This window comes from Boseongicola sp. (genome assembly GCA_014075275.1).
In the GTDB taxonomy this organism is placed as follows: domain Bacteria; phylum Pseudomonadota; class Alphaproteobacteria; order Rhodobacterales; family Rhodobacteraceae.
The window spans coordinates 1,272,665-1,293,689 of record CP046179.1 but is presented as its reverse complement, the minus strand read 5'-3'; the positions used below and the strand labels follow the sequence as shown (position 1 = coordinate 1,293,689).

The following is a 21,025-nucleotide window of genomic DNA, read 5'->3' as shown; positions in this document are numbered from 1 at the left end:
ATGCACTTTGCCGAAGTCATATGGTCGTGCGACGGGGATTTTGCCGAAGGGCAGTATTCCCGCGCGCACCATTGGCGGTTTGACGGGGGTGTTGAAGTTCCAGCAGCCGCGTCGCCGTCCATCGTGCCACCACCGTTAGGGATGGCCGAGGCGGTGGACCCTGAAGAGGCTTACGTGGCTTCGGTTGCTTCGTGCCATATGCTTTGGTTTTTGGACATCGCCCAAAGGGCAGGGTTCGTGGTGAAGGCTTACCGCGATCAGGCTGAAGGGGCGTTGAAGAACACCGGTGGGGTCGTTTGGATTCCGCGCATTGATCTAAATATCGACGTGACGTTCGAAGGCGAGGGGCCGGACCTGGACGCCCATCGCGCGTTACATGACAAGGCGCATCACGCCTGTTTCATTGCTAATTCGGTGAAGACCGAAATTGTTGCCAATCTAGTTTAAGGACATCGACATGAGTGCGACGATCATCGACGGTAAGGCTTTTGCAGCAACGGTTCGCGAGAAGGTGGCGGGGCATGTGACCTCGTTGAAGGCGGACCATGGCATTACGCCTGGACTGGCGGTTGTGCTGGTGGGTGAAGACCCGGCTAGTCAGGTTTATGTCCGCTCGAAGGGCAAGCAAACCGTCGAAGTTGGCATGAAATCGGTTGAGCACAAGTTGGACGTCGATACAGCCGAAGCCGACTTGCTGAAGCTGGTCAATGATCTGAACAACGCCCCCGAGATCCACGGTATTTTGGTGCAGTTGCCTCTGCCTGGACACATTAACGAGGATCTGGTGATCAACTCGATTGATCCCACGAAGGATGTGGATGGGTTCCATATCTCGAACGTGGGTCTGTTGGGGACGGGTCAGAAAAGCATGGTGCCGTGCACGCCGCTTGGCTGTCTGATGATGCTGCGCGACCATCATGGGTCGATCTCGGGGATGGATGCGGTTGTTGTTGGTCGTTCAAACATCGTTGGCAAGCCGATGGCGCAATTGCTGTTGGGCGATAGTTGCACCGTGACGATTGCCCATAGTCGCACGAAGGATTTGCCGGATGTAGTTCGGAGGGCGGATATCGTGGTGGCAGCCGTTGGTCGGCCCGAAATGGTGCCGGGTGACTGGATCAAGCCGGGTGCAACCGTGATTGACGTGGGCATCAACCGGATTGATGCGCCTGAAAAAGGCGAAGGCAAGACCCGTCTGGTCGGCGATGTTCATTTCGAGAGCGCGGCGGCGGTTGCCGGAGCGATCACTCCGGTGCCGGGTGGCGTTGGGCCGATGACCATTGCTTGCCTTTTGGCCAATACGGTTACGGCCTGTTGTCGCGCCAATGGGTTGGCCGAGCCTGAAGGGCTGACCGCCTAACACTGAAGATCTGAATGGGTCGGCGGCTGGACTAGTATTCCAGCGCGTCGAGCCTGTCATATGTTTGCGCCATGCCGTCAGCCATACCTGTAGATAGCGCGCCTTCGCGTGCATCGGCGTTTTCGTAGCGGATTGTGAGCGTCAGTTTGGTTCCGTCGCCATCGGGTTGAAACTCGGTCGTGACGTGGGTGTCGGCCATGACGTCCATGTCGACGAAGCGTTCGAGGTGGATGATCTTATTTGGCGGATCAAGGCTGACGTATTTGCCAGCGAGGGAAAAACTTTCGCCGTCGTCATTGGCCCATGTGAAGCGAATTGCGCCTTCTGGTACGGGTTCGCTTACGCATTCGGGCATTGACCATCCGTCGGGGTCAAGCATCCATTTTTGCAACAGAACCGGGTCTGTGTGGGCCGCGTAGACTCGTTCGGGCGGGGCGGCGAAACGGCGGATTACGACAAGATCGGTTTCGCCGACTTTGGTCATTTGCATTGCGGTCATTCTGGGAATTCCTTTTCTTCTAATAAATCGTCCAGGCGCGCATAGTTCGCGGCCAACATTTCACGCAATCGACCTGTCCAGACGTGGATTTCGTCCAGCTTCACCGGGTTCAGACGAACAGGGCGGCGATTTCCGACGCGGCGACGGGTAACCCAGCCAGTGCTTTCCAGAACTTTGATGTGGCGTGAAACGGCGGGCTGGCTGATGTCGAAGGGCACGGCAAGCTCTGTGGCATCAACTTCACCAGTTTCGGCAAGGCGCATCACGATGTGAAGGCGCGTTGGGTCGGCAAGGGCGGAGAATGTGGTGTCTATGTGCATAATGAATTCTCTATATAGTATGTTAGTTATATAGGCAACGGCGAATTCGGAGCGCACAAGGGCTGTTGGTCTTTTCAGGATTTGAATGCCGACCGGTGCGGGTTAGGGTCAATTATGGTCCGTATGGAGATGCGTTGTGGCAAAGACTTACACCGGAAAAGACATTGAAATCGGCTTTGAGATGAAGCGATGCATCCACGCGCGCAATTGTTTCTTGAAACTGCCGAATGTTTTCGATCCCGAGCAGAGGCCTTGGGTCAATCCCGACGCAGCGCCCGCTGAAGAGATTGCGGCGATGGTTCGGACATGTCCGTCAGGTGCGCTGACATTTCGTCGCTTGGATGCGGATGCTGCAAAAGCCGCGCCAGGGATCAACCGAATGTCGGTTTTGGAGAATGGGCCAAACGCACTTCATGGGAATCTTGTCGTTGCCGGTGAAGAGATGACGCGGGCCACGATTTGCCGCTGTGGACAGACCAAGAATCCGCCGTTTTGCGACTATTCTCACGTTGATGCCGGGTTTACCGCGACCGGAGAGCCAGCAGAAACCGGGAAAGATGCACCGGGTGAGGATGCGGGCGAAACATTGACCGTAAAGGGCTATGAGAATGGGCCTGTTGAGGTTCGGGGTGCCTTGGAGGTTACGTCTGGTACCGGAGTGCGTCTGCATCGTGGAACTCGGGCATTCCTGTGCCGCTGCGGTCAATCAAAGAAAAAACCGTTTTGTGACGGGAGCCATAAATCGTCAGGCTTTGAGGTGCCGGAAAGCTAAGCGTCAGGCAGCTGTTGGCACTGGAACGGGGAGCACTTTGCGACCAGTCAAATAGGCCGTCGCCTTGGATGCAAATAGCTGACGTAAGTCTGGTGTCGTCCAATTCAGTCCGCCGGTATAGCAACCATAGGCTGGCATCATAAGGCGGGTCTGATCGACCAGGAAACACGGGCGCGATGTGCCTTTGACGCGCGCTTTCGGGTGGTAGTGACCCGAGATTTCGCCGTGATCCGACGGCGTTTTCGCCATATGGCGGAAGGTCAGGGGACCTTGCTTGTGTTCGGCCAGGTAGGTGCCGCCGATGTCCAATGGGCCAGGGTCGTGATTGCCTTCAACCCAGAGCCAGTTGCGGCCTGCCTGCAGGATGTTCAGCGTGTCGCGATGGCTGTCGCTCAGGGCGGTTGCGGAGTGAGTGTCGTCAAAACTATCGCCGAGACAAAGGATGGTCCGTGGTTTGCAATGCTGGATGTCTTTGGCAAGCCGAGTAAGAGTTTCGGTAATTTCGTAAGGTGGCAGAAGGCTGCCGCTGCGTCGGGCAATGCGCTCGGATTTGCCAAGGTGCAGATCTGACACAGCCAAAAGATCGACGTTGGCCCATAAGAGCGCGCCGGAGGGGAGCAGCGTCAGAGTTTCACCAGCAAAGGCTATGGGTAGAGCGTTCATGCTTCGTTCTTGGCTGGTTGGAAGCATATTGGCAAGAGGTTTCGCCTTCTTCGAAGTCGAGGTAGGGCCGCGTGCTTTGCGCGCGGCCTGGTATCATATGGGGCTCTGCCCCAAGCCCCGGAGTATTTTCGCCAGAAAGATGGGATTAGGGCCCGATTTTATCGAGGCCTGATGCAGTCATAAGGCGTTCGGTTTCTTCTTCTAGTAACCGTTCGCGGCCTTCGCCACGGATTGGCACACGACCATGTTCCAAAAGGAGTGGCGCGGCCAACGGTGTGACGCGGTCAGGTTTGATATGATCGATGCGACCCTTGGTGCGGTCCAGCATTTCTTCGATGCGGCCAAAGTCGACAAGGCCTTTCAGGGCCTCGGCACGGGTGATGTCGAGCATCACGTGGCCGGGATCATATTTTACCAGCGTGTCATAAAGGATGTCAGACGAAAAACTGGCCTGACGGCCGGTGCGCCGCTGAGGGCCGAAGTTGCGTTCCAGCAAGCCGGCGACTGTCGCAGAGGCCCGGAAGGTGCGCTTCATGACAGCGTTTCCGTCGAGCCAGCTTTCGAAGTCGGCAAAGAGGGTTTCAACATCGAACAAGGCGCCCGGATCGGTGACCTCGGTCAGTCCCCAGATCAACACGGCGTAGTCAGTGGCGACGAAGCCGAGGGGTTCCAGACCGTTCGCTTCCATACGCTCGGTCAGCAAAAGCCCCAGCGTTTGCATGGCATTGCGGCCCGCAAAGCCATAGACACACATGTGATGTCGATCGTCGTGCGTGAAGGTTTCGATCATGAGACGATCGGCGGACGGCAATTTTGAGACCTCGCGCTGGAGCGACAGCCACTGGGCGGTGTGGTCTGGCAGTTCGGACCAGTCTTGATCTTGAAAGAGGTTTAGTATGCGGGCCGAAAGTTGCGTTGATGTCGCGAACTTGGTGCCTGAGAAAACCGCGATCTTTGGGGCTTTGGTGGCGTTTCGCGAGACCTCGACCGTCAGTTCGCGCAGGCTTTCATAGCGTACAACTTGTCCGCCGATCAAAAAGGTGTCACCCGGAGTCAGTGTGGCTGCGAAGGCTTCCTCGACCTCGCCGAGGGGTTTGCCCGCCATGCGGCCTTTCATGCGCACCTTCAACAGATCTGTGTCCTGAATGGTGCCAATATTCATGCGAATGTGCTGCGCCGCGCGTGGATCGCGCAACTGCCATTTGCCGTCTTCGCGACGCTTCAGCCGTTGCCAGCGGTCGTAGGCACGCAAGGCATATCCGCCGGTGGCGACCATATCGAAGCAGGCATCAAACTGTTCGCGGGTCAGGTCGGCATAGGCACCGGCTGAACTGAGAATGGTAAAAAGAGTATTCTGGTCAAAAGGGCCGCGGCAGGCGTGAATCAAAATGTGCTGGCAGAGAACGTCCAAGGGGCCGGGACCGCGAGGGTCGCCGTCTAGTTCTGCATCGCGCACGGCACCTAGGGCAGCAACACATTCCACCACCTCAAAGCGATTGGCAGGCAGGACCAGAGCCTTTGATGGTGCATTATAGGTATGGTTTGCGCGGCCAATGCGTTGGACCAACCGTTTGACGTTCTTGGGCGCACCGATCTGGATCACCAGATCAACGTCGCCCCAGTCTATTCCAAGATCCAGTGATCCGGTGGCGACAATGGCTCGCAGTTCGCCGTTCACCATCGCAGCTTCGACACGTTCGCGCTGCTCGCGCGCAAGGCTGCCGTGGTGGATGCCGATGGGTAGGCTGTCGTCATTGGCCAGCCAGAGCTGATGGAAGAATATTTCGGCCTGGGCACGGGTGTTGTGAAAGATGAGCGTCGTATTGTGTTTGCGGATCTCTTCCAAAACCCGGGGGATGGCGTATTTTCCGCCACCGCCGGACCAGGGCGGCAGTTCGCGGGTTTTCAGCATCTGGATGTCAGGTGCCGGTCCGGGGTCGGCGTGAAGGATAAGGCAAGGATCAGGGTGGCGCGCCAGATAGTGGGCGATGGCGTCCGGGTCTTCTACGGTGGCTGACAGCCCTACGCGGCGCATGTTCGGGGCAAGTAATTGAAGCTCGGCCAAGCACAGCATGAGTTGATCGCCGCGTTTGGAGTCCGCCAAGGCATGAATTTCATCAACGATCACACGCGAAAGGCCCGCGAAAACACGCGAAGCATCTTCGTAGGTTAAAAGGAGCGCCAGACTTTCTGGTGTGGTCAGCAATATATGCGGTGGATCGGCGCGCTGACGTTTTTTGGTTGTCTGAGAAGTGTCGCCGGTGCGGTCTTCAACCCGAATGGGCAGGTTCATTTCGGCGATTGGCATTTCAAGATTACGCCGGATGTCTGCAGCAAGTGCTTTCAAAGGGGAAACGTAGAGTGTGTGCAATCCATGGTGATCCTGCTCGGCCAACTCCGCCAGCGTCGGCAGGAACCCGGCGAGCGTTTTCCCGCCGCCGGTAGGTGCGATCAGTAAACGAGCGGCAGCGTCTTTTTGCGCAAACAAGTCCAACTGGTGGCTGTGCGCGCACCATCCGCGACTTTCAAGCCACGTTTCGAACTTTTCAGGCAAGGATGTCATCGCAATCCGGTCAAGTGAAACTCCAGGGCTTTTCGCATACAACGTGCGGGCTATAAAAACAGCAAGTTGGAAATTCCCGATCCCATTACTGACGAAGGTTCAAACCACGTGCGTCTGGATTCATTGATAACCCTCGTCTTCCTTGGGCTGGTAGCCGTGACTTTCTACAAATTGGTTGGCTTCATCCATGACGATGCGTTCATTACTCTGAAATACGCTCGAAATCTTGGGGAACACGGCCAACTGGCTTGGAATCTTGGCGAACCGGGGATCGAAGGGTATACCAGCCCTCTGCATGTTGTACTGAACGCTGGCCTAATTCGGATTGGTATTGATCCGATGACAGGTGCGCGGCTGATTGGGTTTATTGGCTTTGGTTTGATGTTAGTGGCCGGGGCGCTTGCGCTTCGTGGCCTTAACGCACCGGCAATTGGAAGAGTTGCGATTCTCGCAGGACTGGCTGCGCCAGCGACCATCGCCTGGGTTTGGGGTGGGCTTGAGGCCCCCTTGGTCGGCGGCCTTATTGCTCTTGGAATGGTCGGTGGAATTCTGTCGGCGCGGGGAAACGGGTCGATCAGGCATGCAGTTCTTGGGTCCATTGCCTTTGGCATTGCCTATCTGGCGCGCCCTGAAGCAGCTGTTGCCAATTTTGCTATGGGATTGGGAATATTGCTGTTTGCCGAGCTACCCATCAGGGATCGGCTGTTGCGGTTCGTTGCGTTTGGTACGATCTCATTTGCAGTTTTGTGCGGGCATTTGCTGTTTCGGTATCAGGCGTATGGAGACGTGGTTCCATTGACGTTCCACGCGAAGGTCGGCTTGGAAACCTCCGTGCGTTTGCAGAATGGAGTTAGCTATGTGTTGAATTCCTCGGCAGTGGCGCCAGTCATTATGTGTGCGACCATGGCTTGTGTGTTGATGATCATACTGCGCAAAAGACTGGGGCCGCTTTCGCGGATCATGGGAATCACGCTGTTGGTTCAGGCAATGCTGCTTATTTGGTTGGGCGGCGATCATATGCCCTGGGGGCGGATGATGTTGCCGTTATTGCCTGCGGCGAGTTTCCTGTTTCTGGCAATATTGGCGGACGTGAATGCGCGCTGGCAGCAGGTGATGGCCTATGGAATTGCGGGTATTTCCGCGTTGGCATTGCTTTCCGCACCTTATGGCAGACCGGACGCGGCGGCGCGCGTGGGAAGCTTGGTTGGAGCTTATCTGGAGCAAAATTTGCCGGAGCCGTCCACAATCGCGGTTGCAACCGCTGGCTCAACGCCGTTCTTTGCGCCCCGTCACATGTTCATAGACACGCTGGGTTTGAATGATCCACATATTGCAAAACGTGAGAATGTGCCGATCAGGACCCGTTGGCAAACCGAACCCGGGCACGGGAAGGGTGACGGCCAATATGTAATGTCGAGATCACCCGACATTATTATTATTGGTCCTGCGGAAGGGACCACATCAGACCAAGCGACACACTGGTTTCTAACGGGTTTGGAATTGTCCGAAATGCCGCAGTTTCAGCAGTGCTACGAAGAAGTGCGCGCCTCCGTTAAGCCAAGCGAGTTGACTGTATGGAGCGCACGCACGTTCTCGAAGCCTTTGGAACTGGTGTATTACCAGCGCACCTGCGACTAGAGAGTTTGCCGCGACTAGTGGACGATCTTTTCTTCCTTGACGAACATGTTCGCCCAGGCACGGTCGATCAGTTCCGGTGACATCTGATAGGGGATGCCCTCGAATTCGCAGATGGAAATCATCTGATCGACCAAGAAGATAGGCTGATAGTTCGCGTAGATGTTGTCGATCGTCGGATACTTGTGCTTGATCAGGTAGACCAGCGTGTCCTCGTCGAGCGGCATTTTGCGTTTACGGGCGACCATGGCGAAGATCTTCAGGTAATCTTCCTGATCCGGGCCATCGATTTTGATCTTGAAGAAGATACGACGAAGAGCCGCTTTATCGAAAATCTCATTTGGGTGGAAGTTGGTTGAGAAGATCACGAGAGTGTCGAAGGGCACTTCGAATTTCTCACCTGACTGAAGCGAAAGGATATCCTTGTTCTCTTCCAGCGGAACAATCCAGCGGTTAACCAGCGCCTGCGGTGGTTCTTCCTGACGGCCAAGGTCGTCCACAATAAAGACGCCACCAGATGATTTCAGCTGCAATGGCGCCTGATAGGTGCGTGCGGTTGGGTTATAAACAAGGTCCAGCATCGAAAGCGACAATTCACCACCGGTGATCACTGTGGGGCGGTCGCACAAAACATAGCGTGTGTCGAAACGGTTCGACGTCCGGCGCAAACTGTTAGGATCGTCTTCCTGCTCTTCAGCAGCCGTGTGAACAATTGGGTCATAGACTGTGATGACCTGACCCGAGTATTCGATGGCGCGCGGAATATAGATCTTGTCGCCCAGGGCGTCGCGAATACCGTTAGAAATTGACGACTTACCGTTGCCGGGCGGACCATACATCAGAATTGAGCGACCAGCAGAAACAGCAGGACCAAGATGGTCTACAAGTTCATCGGGAAGGATGAGGTGTCCCATGGCCCCAAGAAGCTGGTCACGAGTTACCTGAATGTTTCGGATCGATTGGCGTTTCACCTGCTCGGAATAAATATCAAGAGGCACTGGCATAGCGCCATAATACTCTGACTGAGCCAGAGCATCCAAAGCGCGCTGTTTGCCGCCTTCGGTCAGCTGAAACCCCATTTCACCGCCAGAGTTGGCATGCAGGGTGCCGGTCGCCTCAATCAGTCGCTGTTCGCGCGACATGTCGATCAATTCCTGAGTAACGGGGATTGGCAGGCACATGGCTTTCGACAGTTCTGTCACACCATCCAAATTCATGCGGAACATGGTCTTCAGCAGAATGTCACGCATCATCACGGTCGGAAGTTTCATGCCTGAAAGTGATCGTGGCGCTGGCGGCGCCATGACATTCGACGTTTGCATATTCATTTCGTGGTCCCCTGCCTCGTCCAGTTGCAAGCCAGACCCGGTGTTGCCCAAATTTGAACAATAAGCCGTGCCAAGCCATTTCTTGAGGCAACATGACCGGCTATTGTGGCCAAAAAATGGAAAAAGAATGAGAATGAGCAGACCGAACACCTTTGTTTTTACGGGTATTCTTGCCTTGCTGGGCGGGGTGATGGCCTTTATGGCTTTGTCCAAAGGTGTGCTTCTTATTACTGCTCACGAAGGTGATATTTACCACCTGCTGGACATTCTTTTCCGATTGGACGCTGGTCAGGTTCAGCACAAGGATTTCATGACGCCACTCGGCATTCTGGCATTTCTGCCCGCCGCAGAGTTTATGGAGCGTGGCTATGGAGTTGGATACTCGCTTTTGGCCGGTCAGGTTGTCGTTGCGGCAGTGCTGCTTCCTGTCATCATTTATGCGGCCCTGACGCGGCTGCCCTCCTTGGCGGCGTATATATTCGGCGTTTACCTTCTGGTTTTGATATTCGCGATGATCTACGGGGGTGCCGGGGTCGAAACGTCGGTATCTATGCAATATAATCGCTGGGCTTGGGCAATTGCGTTTCCCTTGGTGGTGTTGGCAGTTTTGGATCCCATCGGCCGCGACCGCCCATGGCTGGATGGCCTGATTATCGGTGCCTGCCTGTCGGCTTTGGTGCTTTTGAAGATTACCTTCTTCCTGGCCCTGTTGCCCGGCGTTGTCTTTGCTTTGGCTGCTCGGCGCGATTGGCCACGATTGATTTATATGACTGCAGCCGGGGCGGTAACGTTTTTGGCGATGTCCGCCTGGCTGGGGTATGGATTTTGGATAGGCTATCTCAGCGATTTGCTGACGGTGGCCGGGTCAACGGCACGGCCTTATCCCGGTGTGTCACTGCCCGAGCTGATCTCATCTCCGTCGCATATGGTTCCCATTCTGCTTGGCTTGTTTGCCTATATGTATCTGGGCAAGTCGGACCGACGGATTGAGGCGCTTGCGATTTTGATATTCCTGCCGGGCCTTGTTTACATAACCTACCAGAATTTCGGCAATGATCCCAAATGGTTGATGTTATTCGCTATATTGCTTTTGGCTCTTTATCAGCAATTGCGCGGGTCAAGTTCGCTTGGTTCTGAAACCGGAATTGAAATTCCGATTCTTGCCAGCGTGGCAATAGCTTTGGCCCTGCCGTCAGCGGCAACGCTGGGCTTGTCTCAACTGCGCCACTTTGCGCGATCTGATGAAATTTACGTGCCGATGCTGCCGCAGCAGATTGGGCACCAAGACATCCTTGTTCAGGCCAACCGCGCCTTTACGATGAATGCCGAGATCGAGTTGGATCGCCGGGAGCCTTATTGGCACAAATATTCGGAACTTGCCGGACGGGGCGAGCCGATTTCATTGGCGGGTACTGAATTTCCGAGATGCGAGCTGGCGGCGGCGTCACTGGCGTTTTTGGAAGGGATTAGCGCGGACCTAGAGACAGCCAATTTACCCGAGAACAGCCAGATCTTTACAACCGATATTCTGACCGTTTTCTGGCTGTTCACCTCGGATCAGCCATTAGAGGGCGGCGCGCCTTGGTATTATGGTGGGCTGTCTGGGCTTGAGAATGCGGACTTTGTGTTAGTGCCCAAGTGCAGCTTCTATGGGTTGATGCACAGCGTCATGATTGACGAGCTGAACGCTGCCCCTGTAACGCTATATCCCGTCCGGGAAAACGAACTTTATGTATTGTTCCAAGTTGGTTAGCCGCTAACTAGCGGTATCAGTAAATAGACTGCCAGCGCCGGTGCCAGTGCAAATCCCATTGGAAACTCTTTTCGTGTCCAACTTTCCCAATCTGGAAAACGTTCGCGAAGTGGGCTTGCGCGGACGGCGCGGTGCACGATGAAGGCAGCGATGATCATTCCTGCCAGCAAGAACATGAAAGTGAACCAGTCAGCCAGCGCGATAAACGGTGCCATGGCCGCCGCAAACTTTGCATCTCCGGCCCCGATAAGACGCAGAGCATTCAAGACAAACGTGATCGCCAGAACGACGGCGAAATGTGCATAGCGCCAGAGGTATTCAGTAAAAGGTAGGGCGACCAATCCGACAACGGCAAAGATAGCCAATGTCGCCAGCACGGCTTTGTTCGGGATCTTCATGAAAGCCATATCGCTCCAGGAAACCCAGATTGCGATAGGCAGGATGAAGGGGAAAAACCACGCCGCTGTGGTCCATTCGATGGCCATTATCGGTGGCTCCGCTACTTATTGACGTTGTTTTCGAGCGCTTCGAGGCTTCTCACGGCAGCTTCGAAGAATTGCGGATGCGTGTCGATGGCTTCGCGCAGCAGACTTTTCCCGGTGTTCAGGTCGCCTTGCTTGATCGCCGAAAGCGCTGCGGTATGTAGCAATTGAGCGCGTTCGACTTGGGTCATCTGGACGACGGGCATATCGTATTTTCGTTGCGCAGCGCGGGCCAGAACCAGGTTGTTTTTTGCCGTAAACAGCGATGCATCATAGACCAGTGCTTCGCCAAACAATTGCTCGGCGCTGGCGTAGTCGCCGCGTGTCATTTTGGAAAAGCCCCAGTTGTTCAGCGTGCCAGAAGGGCGGGTCGTCAAGCCAACCGCGGTTTCATAAAAGGAATCTGCTTTGGTCCATTCCTTGTTGCTATCGGCAATCATTGCCTCCAGACGATAACGCTTGAATGTTTCATGGGTGGGTGGGATTCTATCAAGCTCGCTTTCGGCCTTGTCCCACTGGTTCGACCGGATCAGCGCGTCTGCATATTCAACCCGATCTTCATTCGACGACTTAGGATCTTCCAGGACTGTAGCCCAGGCCTGTGCAGCTGCTGTTGGTTTACCGGCCCGCACGAGGGAAATGGCAAGCCCGCGCTTCAAGTCGATGCGTTCAGGGTTGGCGGCAAGGGTGCGCTGGAAATAGATCACCGCTTCATCGGGGTCTGCGACGGTCAACATGACGTCGTTTAAATTGGTTTCGTCGATGACGTTAACGTCTTTTAGCGCTTCGGCCAGTTCCTCGTCCGATTGACCGCCTTGCTCACATGCTGCCAAGGCAAATAGCCCAAGCCCTACAACTATAATCCAACCACTCTGGCGCATGGGGTCCTGTCCCTTTTACTGCTCGCGCCCGCCTATTCTTGCCCACTTTCCGGGGTCTCGGGTGTGGACAGGATCCGATAAAGTCCGGGCCCCCGCCGCACCAGGCGGAATTCACTTTGAGGCGCAGAATAAGCTGGATTTTCAAGTTTAGCGAGCGCTTTGCGCAGGTTGTCGCGGATTTCCGCGCTTTGACCGCTGTCCAGAGCAAAAGCCAGTCGGAATACGCGGCTGGCCTCACCATATCGGCCCTTTTCCATCAGTACAACGCCAAGATTGTTCCATGCTGGTGGGAAAGTCTCATCAACCTCTGTGGCGCGGCGCAATATCTGCTCGGCTTGATTGAGGCGGCCAAGTTGTAGGTTGGCAGATCCGATAGCGCTGAGGACATCTACGTTGACCCCTTGCTGGGCGGCGGCGCGCAAATAGGCCTTCAAGGCAAGCTCGTATTCGCCAGAAGCCATTAGGCGGTGACCGACGATCAGACCATCAACATATTCGACCTGTTCCGCAGCACCTGCCGGAGCAAATGGGCTGTCATCAGCCTGCTGAAGGCCGCCCACTTCGTCGCAGGCGGCCAGAGCCGCAAGGGCGGCAATACCAAAAGTCAGATGTTTCAAAGGCGTCTGGCCCCTTAGAAATTAGCCTCACTCAGCGTGACCGCAATTCCGTAAACCGACGGGCCGATCAAGATGATCAGTAGCGGTGGAACGGTCAGCATCATTGTGGCAAGGGTCATCTTTGTGGGCAAGGTGTTTGCCTTTTCTTCTGCGCGCATGACGCGTTTATCACGCATTTCAGAAGCATATACCCGCAAAGCCTCAGCGATCGAGGTGCCGAACGCCGTCGACTGGATCAACACCGTCACAAAGCTGGCGACGTCTGGAACACCGGCGCGCTCGGACATATCGCGCAGCACGCTGGTTTTGTCCTTACCGGCCTTCATCTCGTGCGACACGATTTCAAGTTCGTCAGCCAGCGCCGGGAAACCGGCCCTGATTTCTTTGCTGACGCGAATAATTGACTGGTCCAGAGATTGGCCAGCCTCGACGCAAACCAGCATCATGTCCAAAGAGTCAGGGAAGCCATTGATGATCTCTTCCTGACGCGCGGCCTGACGACGGGTCACCCAGTATTTGGGCAGCATGTATCCGGCAGCACCGGGAATAACAACTGACAGGATCAGAGACTGCGTGGTCGGTTCACCAGTTGCACTGCTGTAGATCGCGTAGGCGATGCCGAAGAGCAGGAACAGGATACCAAGGGCAAACTGCAAAAAGTGATATGTGCGAACGGCATCTTTGGAGCGATAGCCAGCCTGCAATAGTTTAAGTTGAACCGCAGAATATTCTTCTTCGTTCTGTGGCTCCAGAAAGTTGGAGTATTTTTCCAGCTTGTCGCCTTTGCCACCAGCACGGCGCAGACGTTTTTTGCCTTTGACGTCGCCCGAGTCCTGCGCGGCACTGGCACGTGCAGCTTCGCGCAACTTGTCCAGCGGATCGGAGCGGCGCTTGAGCAGGATTGGCAATGTCAGCAGCACAAGGAACATTCCCAGCACACCAACGATTAGCAAAGGTCCAAGGTCGCCGAAGTTCTCGATCAGAAAGACGTTGGCCTGTTCATAAAGGGCAAAGACTTGTTCCATGGAATTATACCTTGATGTTCACAAGGGCCTTCATCACGAAGATGTTGACCACAAGGAATGCCGCAACAACCAGACAGGCGGGAATAAAGACCGAAGTCTCTTTCACTTCGTCATAGTAGTTGGGCTGAATGACGTTGATCATGACCAGCGCCACGATCGGGAAAAGCGACAGGAACATGCCGGACCATTTAGCCTCGGCCGTGATCGCACGAACACGACGGAAGAGCTTGAAACGCGCACGGATAACTTTTGCCAATCCATCAAGGATTTCGGCCAAGTTACCGCCCGATGTTTGCTGAATGGTCACGGCAACCGCGAGGAACCGCAAATCCTGCATATCCATGCGCTCGGCCATGTGCTTCAAGGCTTCGCCAACGTCGCGCCCGTAGGCGGATTCGTCAGAGATAACGCCCATTTCCGAACCGAGTGGGTCGGGTACCTCCTTGGCAACAATCTGAAGGGCCGAAGTGAATGGATGCCCAACGCGAAGCGAGCGAACCATTAGTTCTACGGCTTCGGGCAGTTGCTCTTCGATCATGCCCATGCGCTTCTTTGCAGTGTTGTTGACCCATACGAAGACGGCGCCCACGCCCATGATGATGGCAACGACAATACGGATCGGAAAAGATGCGCTGGTTGCAAAGCTGAGGCCAACAAAGGCGACGACTGATAGAATTCCCATCACCATGACCAATTGGCTTGGCGTGAAGGCAATGTTGGCTTTCTGCGCCTTCTCCGCCAAAACAGCATAAAGCGGAATGCTCTTTGACTTCATGTGTTGGGACATTTCCTTGCAGAGCTGTTCCAGCACTTGTTCGCGGCCCGCGCCCTTTTCGAGCATTTCCAAGCGGCGATTGACGCGGTTGTTCAGGCTGATCGATTTGCCGAAAACCGTCAGGTAGATGCCCTGGACCAATGCCAGGACAGCTACGAAAATCATACCATAAATGAGCGGTTCTGCACTGATAACCATGTCTGCTTACTCCGCCGCAAAAGGTTCAAAGATGTTCGGTGGAAGATCGTAACCCCACATGCGGAATCTTTCAGAGAAGTGGCTGCGCACGCCGGTCGCTGTAAAGTGACCGATGATCTTGTTGTCGGGTGTTAGGCCAACACGCTGATATCTAAAGATTTCTTGCATCGATATCACTTCGCCTTCCATGCCGGTCACTTCGGTAATCGACACCATCCGGCGCGAACCATCCTGTAGACGGCTTGCCTGGACAATCAGGTTAACGGCTGAAGCGATCTGCGAGCGTACGGCCTTCAGAGGCATTTCGATACCTGCCATGGCGACCATGTTTTCCAGTCGGCTGACACCATCGCGCGCCGAGTTGGCGTGGATCGTTGTCATTGAACCGTCGTGGCCGGTGTTCATGGCTTGGAGCATATCGATGACCTCCTCGCCGCGTGTCTCACCGACGATAATGCGGTCAGGACGCATCCGCAGAGCGTTCCTGAGACAGTCACGTTGCGAAACCGCGCCTTTGCCCTCGACGTTTGGCGGACGGCTTTCCATCCGGCCCACGTGTGTTTGCTGAAGCTGAAGTTCCGCTGTGTCCTCGATCGTCAGAATGCGTTCGGCATCGTCGATGAACGATGAAAGCGCGTTTAGCGTTGTCGTTTTACCCGAGCCGGTTCCGCCGGAAACGATAATGTTCAATCGGGTCGCAACCGCGGCTTGAAGATAGGCGGCCATTTCTTCGGTGAAGGCACCGAAGTTGACCAGATCATCAACCGCCAGTTTTTCTTTCTTAAACTTACGAATAGAGACCAGCGAACCATCCACAGCGATTGGTGGCACCATGGCATTGAAACGGGAACCATCGGCAAGACGGGCATCGACGTAAGGGTTTGATTCATCGACGCGACGACCAACTGCGGAGACGATTTTGTCGATGATCCGCAGCAGGTGCTTTTCATCTTTGAATGTAGTGTCGGTCAGTTCCAACTTACCCGAACGTTCCACAAATACCTGCTGAGGACCGTTCACAAGAATATCGTTGATCGTGTCGTCTTTTAGAAGTGGCTCAAGCGGCCCAAGGCCAGTCACCTCGTCATAGAGATCCTGGTTCAGAAGTTGACGTTCCTCACGGTTTAGGACAACGCCCATTTCATCCAGCGCCTCGCCCGAGATCGCGACAATCTCGGCACGCAGATCGCTTTCGGTCGCGCTTTCAAGTGCGCTGAGGTTCAGGTTTTCTAGCAAGCGCTTGTGGAGTTCCAGTTTGATCTCGCCAAGGCGCTCTTTGCGTTTCTTTTCCTTATCAACCGGTGACGGTTGAGACGGAACACGGCTCATCGTACGACGTTTTGCAACGTTGTCTGGTGCCTTTTCCCTTGAAACGCTCGGTGCGTTCGTTTCGACCGGCGTCACAGCCTGGCCACCTGGGATACTTTTAAGCTCTGGCGTGCCGGGTGCCCCACCCTGGCCGCCGCTCTTTTTATATTTTGAAAACAACGGCTTGCTCCTTTGTCACTTAAGCGCCTTCGACGGCCTCAAGATTGGTCTCGTGAATTGATTCGGCGAGTTTCTGAACTTCTTTGCGAAGCGGATTCTTGGTTGCGACTTCGCTCAATGGGACGCCATGATCGTTCGCCTGAACAACCTGCTTGCCTCCATCGGGCATCATCACTTCGATTTTGATGTCCAGACTTTCAGCCATGCGCTTGACCCGGCTCTTGCCTGTCAGATCGGTGAACTTCGGCGCACGGTTCAGAACATAACGAAGTTTATTCACTGGCAGTTCCTCGCCTTTAAGCGCGCGGATCATGCGAAGTGTATTTTGCGCAGACCGCATATCCAATTCGGTCATTGCGAAGTAAACATGTGCGGCATGCAGAACGGTTTCGGTCCACATCACCACGTTGTGCGGCATGTCGATGACAACATAGTCAAAGTTTGTTCGTGCCACTTCGACGATCTTTTCAATATCTTCCTGATTGATCATGTCGAACGGAATAAGCTCGCTGGGTGCCGTCAGAACATGAAGCTGTTCATTGAAGGTCAAAAGCGCCTGCATAAAACTGTCGCTGTCCATCGAGGCTGTATCTTGGAGAAGCTCAAAAACGGCTTCGCGGCGCGGCAGGTCCAAATACGTTGAGACCGATCCAAACTGAAGATCCAGGTCCAGCAAACAAACCCGAACCGGTTCACCATCGTCCTCGATGTTTGAAAGTTCCCAGGCCAGATTTACGGCAAATGTCGTTGTGCCGGAACCGCCTGCAAGACCCTGAACCGGCAGAACCACACCGTCGCGGTCGCCCGTTGCTTTGATCTTGGTGCGCATTTCGTCCGGTACTTCTTGGGATGCCATATTGGCAGCCCGGCGCATCCGTTCGATGGCATCGTGCAATGCCCCATCCGGAAGCGGGTAGGGGACAAATTCTTCGGCGCCAAGTTTCAGTAACTGGTGCAGCGCAATCGGGCTGACCTCCTCTGCTATGACTATGGCTTTGATATTGTTCTCTTTGGCGGTTTTAACCAGATCGGCAACCAGATCGATGTTTGCTTCATCTTCCTGATCAATGGCGATCGCCACAAATTCCAGTGATGCAGCATCCGGTTGCTTCAGGAAAACTTCGGCGTCCTGAAATGACAAATCGCCCCAGCTTTCACCACACTCGGCTTCCATGTCTTCGATCAAAAGATCGAAGTTTTGGACTTCCCGACTGATGGTGCAAGCCAGGATTGGCGCTGGTTCTTCCTGAACTGCCGCGTTGCTCGTCATACCCCTACGTCCTTCTTTCCAGCCCGGGCCCGAACCACACGGTACCCACCAAACCGAACGGGAGATCGACGCACACGAATCTATGCAGAAAGGTCTCCCCTTGGATGGAACCTGAAGGTCAATCTCGGCGACATTGTGGCCAAAAAACCGTAATTATTCGGTATTAAGAGACGGTAGACGCAAAAAGGGCGGCCATTGGCCGCCCTTGGAAACGCTTATGTGGAAGCGATTAGTTGCCAGCTTGGCCGGAAATTGCCTGAAGCCCGCCGCCGCCGATCTGCTGTGGCATAGTCGCGCTGCGCACATACTCACGCCAGATAACTTGGGCGTATTTGCCGTTCAGAACCATCGGATGGCTATCAACCACACCGGAAACTTCTGTTACAGTCCGGCGGTTGCGGCGTTCGCGAGCGTCGGTATCAACGGCGGGGCGTGTTTCCCCGAACGATACCAGCGCTTTCAAACGTGAACGACTTACACCTTGGCTTGCCAGATAGTTGACCGCGGCGTTCGCCCTGCGCTTACCCAATGCCTTGTTGTAGGCATCCGATCCAACGGCATCGGTGTGACCGAAGACGCTAAACTGGATTTCCGGGAACTGGCGGATCCAATCTGCCTGTTCGCGAAGAACCGCTTTTGCGTCAGCGTCAAGAACCGACTTGTCAAACTCGAAGGTCACCATCGTCGGCACTTCTGCTGCGAAGCGCTGGTTCAGGTTGGCCAGGAAAGTTTGATCACCGTTCTGGATCTGAGTGTTATTCATCGTCGGGTTGCCGAAGCCGCCTTCGTCGATGTAAGCGCCTGCTTCTTCATTGAAGCTGTCAAAGGCAGTGCCTTCTCCGCAGGCCGTCAGAGCGAGCACGCTGGCCCCGACAAGAAATGTTTTGATCTTGTTGGTCATGTGTCTCACTCCATCACGTAGCCATAGGAGCCGCCAAAGTCCTGTTTGGCCACTTCAGCTGCAGCACCTGTCTGCGGAGATCCCGCAGGCCGGGCTGTTTGGCCGAAGAGGAACAATTCAGACTCGGTGGGGATACGAACACGATCAGTTGGAAGCGCCAGCGCCTCGCCACGGGTCGGAGTGACCAGATGCGGGGTGATGATGACAACCAGTTCCGATTGGTTGCGTTCGTAGTTTGCACTGCGGAACAGGGCACCAAGGATTGGAATGTCACCCAACCAAGGAACCTGCGCTGCCGAGTCGCGGAAGTCGTCCTGAAGAAGACCGGCGATGGCAAAGCTTTGACCGTCCAGCATTTCAACTGTGGTTTTCGTTTCGCGGCGAGTAAACGCGTTGACCGAGAAGCCCGAGTTGGTGACTGAAGTGCCAAGATCAATTGCTGATACAGCGGCGTTCAGTTCCAAGTTGATGCGGTGGCCGTCAACAACACGTGGCGTGAAGTTCAGTTGAACACCGAAAGGCTTGTAATCAATGGTAACCGCGCCGTCCTGGTCAACAACCGGGATCGGATATTCGCCACCAGCAAGGAAGCTGGCTTCCTGACCCGACAGTGCTGTCAGGTTAGGTTCAGCGAGTGTGCGAACCAGGTTCTTGGTTTCCAGAGCTTCAAGAAGGACACCAAACGCCACGCTACCAACATCAAACCCGATGCCGAACTGACCTGTTGACGTGCTGTCAACGTTCAGAACTGTTGAGCCAGGCTGACCAAGCGTTCCACCCGGAACAAGCTGGCCGGAGCCGGCCGCTGCCGAGATCGCGGCATCGCTGCCTGCCTGGATGATGTTGAGACCAGCGGAAAGGTCTTTGATGACCCGGCGCTGAACTTCTGCGAAGCGAACTTTCAACATCACCTGCTGGGTTCCGCCAACAACCATCAGGTTAGAAACCCGATCTGGTGCATAGCGATTTGCAAGGTCCAATGCGCGATCAAGTCGAGCAATGGATGAAACAACACCAGAAAGAACGATGCCGTCGTTTGCGGTCCGCACTTCGACGGGCTCGCCTGGAAGGATTTGACGCAGGCGTTCTTTGAACTCTGCGATATCCGGAGTTACTTGCACCTCAACGTTGGTGATCAAGCGACCGTCCGGTCCAAGAAGCGTCAAGGTCGTGCGACCCGGAGCTTTACCCAGCACGTAAATGGTGCGGTCCGACAATGTCGAAATATCCGCGATGCCTGGGTTTGCAATACTCAGTTCTGCAAAAGGAGCATCAGCTTCAACAACGATCGCGCGGTTCATGGGAACCTGCAATGCTGAAGAAACTTCTCCTTGCATAACCGATAATGACTGCGCCCCTGCGTGGGACACCGCCGCAGCTGACACGGCAAATCCAATTACCGCCGCCTTTAACAACCTATTAAATGTCATGTGACCTGCCTTTCCGATCACGCCTCAGTTTCCGGGTCTCTACGCCCGTATGTCGGGCACGATGATGCAAGCGTTAATTTATTGCAACAATCAGGCGGTTGAATGGAAAACCTTATGTGGATAACCCGCAACACACCACCCAATGATTGCGGCAAAAAGAAAAAGCGCCACCTCATATGGTGGCGCTTTTTCACGTTCATGACAAGTAAGGATTAGTTCGTGCACGGAATTGGTATGACAACGACCTCTTCTCCGCTACGTCGACGGATCGTACAAACACGTTCTTTTGGTGCTTCGACGACCACTTGTTCTACGACTCCTAGCAAATCACGTTGGTCAACCTCGACAGATTCTGAGACCAGAACATCGTCCGCACCGACAAGAGACAGTGACAGTCTACCCGTCGCCTGGGCTTGCGCCAACGACGCGACCTGGCGTGGATTCAATTCGACGGTAACTGTTCGGGCAACCGTCGGATGGTTGCGATCTTCATCTGCTGATTGGTCAATTGCGATCAAACGAACGCCAGCATCGATCAACTTAGTTACGCCTTCGCCGTTCGTGCCCTTGCCAGTCCAGTAGATATCAACACGGTCACCTGGACGCAGAAAGCCTGATACGCCGCTGGTCACATCGGTTCGAATCGCGAAAGCACGCATTCCGGGGCTGAGGCGCGATGAAACACCTGCATCTTCGCCTGGACCTGTAACTTTGATCGCCATGACAGCCTCGTTTGGCTCCATGGTGCGCAGGATGGACCTTGTTATTTCCAATCCTTTTGGAAACAGCCCTTCCTCAGAGACAAATGCCCCTTCTGGCACTGCCGCTACCGGCCATCTAACGGTATTGACGTCTTCGACCGTAAGTCTCTGCCCATATCGCATCTGTTTGTTGACAACGTAAACCTGGACCGTCGGAACAATCGCTTCTTTTGCTAGCTCGGCTTCAGCAAGCTGTGCCTGTTGTTGTCCAATGAAATCTCTGGCCATGTAGACCGCCCCGCCGGCTAATCCCAAGCCGATCAACAGGACAAACCCAAACACCAAACGCATGACTATTCCTCTC

20 protein-coding genes are annotated in these 21,025 nt (G+C 54.8%); 5 read left to right on the top strand and 15 right to left on the bottom strand.

The genetic code is table 11. From position 1 onward, the window contains the following. Both GKR98_06545 and folD read left to right on the top strand, forming a co-directional pair. Entirely contained in the window at positions 1-447 is a 447-nt protein-coding gene (locus tag GKR98_06545) for an OsmC family peroxiredoxin (protein QMU57886.1), read from the top strand. 10 nt (positions 448-457) lie between these two features. Next, the gene (gene folD / locus GKR98_06540; GenBank protein ID QMU57885.1) at positions 458-1,360 is read left to right on the top strand and encodes a bifunctional methylenetetrahydrofolate dehydrogenase/methenyltetrahydrofolate cyclohydrolase FolD; all 903 of its coding nucleotides are present in this window, start codon (positions 458-460) and stop codon (positions 1,358-1,360) included. A gap of 31 nt (positions 1,361-1,391) precedes the next feature. Here folD and GKR98_06535 read toward each other — a convergent pair whose 3' ends face one another. Together GKR98_06535 and GKR98_06530 are read right to left on the bottom strand one after the other, a co-directional pair. Beyond that, the gene (locus tag GKR98_06535) at positions 1,392-1,859 is read right to left on the bottom strand and encodes a hypothetical protein (protein ID QMU57884.1); all 468 of its coding nucleotides are present in this window, start codon (positions 1,857-1,859) and stop codon (positions 1,392-1,394) included. Continuing rightward, on the bottom strand, positions 1,856-2,179 hold the full coding sequence (locus GKR98_06530) for a metalloregulator ArsR/SmtB family transcription factor (protein QMU57883.1): 324 nt from the start codon (positions 2,177-2,179) through the stop codon (positions 1,856-1,858). Before GKR98_06530 ends, GKR98_06535 begins: the two co-directional genes overlap by 4 nt. A 136-nt stretch (positions 2,180-2,315) precedes the next feature. Here GKR98_06530 and GKR98_06525 point away from each other — a divergent pair, with 136 nt between their 5' ends. Further along, positions 2,316-2,951: an iron-binding protein gene (locus tag GKR98_06525; protein QMU57882.1), complete on the top strand. Its 636-nt coding sequence runs from the start codon at positions 2,316-2,318 to the stop codon at positions 2,949-2,951. 3 nt (positions 2,952-2,954) lie between these two features. Here GKR98_06525 and pdeM read toward each other — a convergent pair whose 3' ends face one another. Continuing rightward, positions 2,955-3,614 (bottom strand): ligase-associated DNA damage response endonuclease PdeM, encoded by a 660-nt coding sequence (pdeM, locus tag GKR98_06520; protein QMU57881.1) that lies wholly within the window; start codon positions 3,612-3,614, stop codon positions 2,955-2,957. Positions 3,615-3,759: 145 nt separating this feature from the next. Further along, positions 3,760-6,177, bottom strand: a complete 2,418-nt coding sequence (locus GKR98_06515; GenBank protein QMU57880.1) for a ligase-associated DNA damage response DEXH box helicase — start codon at positions 6,175-6,177, stop codon at positions 3,760-3,762. A 66-nt stretch (positions 6,178-6,243) separates the two neighbouring features. Between GKR98_06515 and GKR98_06510 the strand changes: the two genes are divergently transcribed. Then, positions 6,244-7,815: a hypothetical protein gene (locus GKR98_06510; protein QMU57879.1), complete on the top strand. Its 1,572-nt coding sequence runs from the start codon at positions 6,244-6,246 to the stop codon at positions 7,813-7,815. A gap of 14 nt (positions 7,816-7,829) precedes the next feature. Here GKR98_06510 and GKR98_06505 read toward each other — a convergent pair whose 3' ends face one another. Further along, positions 7,830-9,140, bottom strand: coding sequence for an ATPase (locus tag GKR98_06505; GenBank protein ID QMU57878.1), 1,311 nt, complete (start codon positions 9,138-9,140; stop codon positions 7,830-7,832). 133 nt (positions 9,141-9,273) lie between these two features. Here GKR98_06505 and GKR98_06500 point away from each other — a divergent pair, with 133 nt between their 5' ends. Then, a complete protein-coding gene (locus tag GKR98_06500) occupies positions 9,274-10,893 on the top strand; it encodes a hypothetical protein (GenBank protein QMU57877.1) in 1,620 nt (539 codons plus the stop codon). Here the strand turns inward: GKR98_06500 and GKR98_06495 are convergent. From GKR98_06495 to cpaB, 10 genes are all read right to left on the bottom strand, one after another. Continuing rightward, positions 10,890-11,378, bottom strand: coding sequence for a hypothetical protein (locus GKR98_06495; GenBank protein QMU57876.1), 489 nt, complete (start codon positions 11,376-11,378; stop codon positions 10,890-10,892). The genes GKR98_06500 and GKR98_06495 overlap by 4 nt on opposite strands. A gap of 14 nt (positions 11,379-11,392) precedes the next feature. After that, on the bottom strand, positions 11,393-12,256 hold the full coding sequence (locus tag GKR98_06490) for a tetratricopeptide repeat protein (GenBank protein ID QMU57875.1): 864 nt from the start codon (positions 12,254-12,256) through the stop codon (positions 11,393-11,395). Between the two features lie 32 nt (positions 12,257-12,288). Then, the gene (locus GKR98_06485) at positions 12,289-12,864 is read right to left on the bottom strand and encodes a tetratricopeptide repeat protein (protein ID QMU59994.1); all 576 of its coding nucleotides are present in this window, start codon (positions 12,862-12,864) and stop codon (positions 12,289-12,291) included. A gap of 23 nt (positions 12,865-12,887) precedes the next feature. Continuing rightward, positions 12,888-13,898 (bottom strand): type II secretion system F family protein, encoded by a 1,011-nt coding sequence (locus GKR98_06480; protein ID QMU57874.1) that lies wholly within the window; start codon positions 13,896-13,898, stop codon positions 12,888-12,890. 4 nt (positions 13,899-13,902) lie between these two features. Next, a complete protein-coding gene (locus GKR98_06475; protein QMU59993.1) occupies positions 13,903-14,865 on the bottom strand; it encodes a pilus assembly protein TadB in 963 nt (320 codons plus the stop codon). Between the two features lie 12 nt (positions 14,866-14,877). Then, complete coding sequence (locus GKR98_06470; GenBank protein QMU57873.1) at positions 14,878-16,200, bottom strand: CpaF family protein; 1,323 nt, start codon at positions 16,198-16,200, stop codon at positions 14,878-14,880. Between the two features lie 178 nt (positions 16,201-16,378). Then, positions 16,379-17,629 (bottom strand): AAA family ATPase, encoded by a 1,251-nt coding sequence (locus GKR98_06465; GenBank protein ID QMU57872.1) that lies wholly within the window; start codon positions 17,627-17,629, stop codon positions 16,379-16,381. Positions 17,630-17,858: 229 nt separating this feature from the next. Beyond that, complete coding sequence (locus GKR98_06460) at positions 17,859-18,530, bottom strand: OmpA family protein (GenBank protein QMU57871.1); 672 nt, start codon at positions 18,528-18,530, stop codon at positions 17,859-17,861. A 5-nt stretch (positions 18,531-18,535) separates the two neighbouring features. Further along, positions 18,536-19,960, bottom strand: coding sequence for a general secretion pathway protein (locus GKR98_06455; protein QMU57870.1), 1,425 nt, complete (start codon positions 19,958-19,960; stop codon positions 18,536-18,538). Positions 19,961-20,172: 212 nt separating this feature from the next. Beyond that, entirely contained in the window at positions 20,173-21,012 is an 840-nt protein-coding gene (gene cpaB / locus GKR98_06450; GenBank protein QMU57869.1) for a Flp pilus assembly protein CpaB, read from the bottom strand. Positions 21,013-21,025 lie beyond the last annotated feature (13 nt).